This is a genomic window from Ignatzschineria ureiclastica, from assembly GCF_003121845.1.
Taxonomy (GTDB): Bacteria; Pseudomonadota; Gammaproteobacteria; order Cardiobacteriales; family Wohlfahrtiimonadaceae; genus Ignatzschineria; species Ignatzschineria ureiclastica.
On sequence record NZ_QEWQ01000028.1, the window covers coordinates 1 to 1,105 of the forward strand.

Here is a 1,105-nt window from a genome sequence, read left to right on the forward strand (position 1 = left end):
ACCTAGATCAAGATCTTTGGCAAGATCGATTTGGATAGAACCATCTGCATTTGCGGTTGTGACGATATTCTTCGCATCGGTTGCATTATTTGCACCACCAAGAATATCAAGTTTTTGATTCAACTTACGTTCAACCACAACACCATCGTTATCCGCACCAAAGAGTAAGCCATCATCAAGACTTGCGACCTCTTTCTCATTGCCGTCTTTATCTTTGTACACAATACGGACTTCGCCATCTTTTCCATTTAAGCCTGGCGCTCCATCTTTCACTGCAATATTAAGAGTTGGTGCATCTTTACCCGCTTCACCTTTTGGACCGGTAAGACCGATTGATCCATCTTCGCCATTAATAACTACTGATGAACCATCTTTTCCGTTAACACCAATCTTACCGTCAACGCCATCTTTTCCGTCTTTTCCAGCTTCACCAACTTGGATATCGCCTAAGCCACTTAGGTTCTTCGCCATTTTCACAACAAGGTTGCCATTTTCAACATCAACACGTAGATTTTCATCACTCGCATCAACATTGTCAGCTAAACCACCTTTAATGGTGACTTTATCGCCAAGTTTTTTACTTACTTCCCCACTGTTACCTGCAAATGTAAGGCCTGTATTTGTTAAATTCGTACCTAATGCATCTAACTGATCTTTGTTGACAGCATCTTTACCATTTACACCATCAGCAACATTCGTGATTGTTTTACCACCTGCATCGACACCATTTGCAGTAATACTTGGACCATCTTTAATAGTTAATCCTGTATCACCTAATGTGACATTGTCACCTACTTTAACACCGTCATTATTAACAGTCGTATTGCCTGTTTTCACAGAACCCGTAGTGCCTAGATCAAGATCTTTGGCAAGATCGATTTGGATAGAACCATCTGCATTTGCGGTTGTGACGATATTCTTCGCATCGGTTGCATTATTTGCACCACCAAGAATATCAAGTTTTTGATTCAACTTACGTTCAACCACAACCCCATCGTTATCCGCACCAAAGAGTAAGCCATCATCAAGACTTGCGACCTCTTTCTCATTGCCGTCTTTATCTTTGTACACAATACGGACTTCGCCATCTTTTCCATTTAAGCCT

The 1,105-nt window shown here is 41.2% G+C and carries 1 pseudogene; it reads right to left on the minus strand.

Annotated elements, in window-relative coordinates:
• Window positions 1–1,105 (minus strand): annotated as a pseudogene (locus DC083_RS10085) (hypothetical protein); the annotation flags it as partial.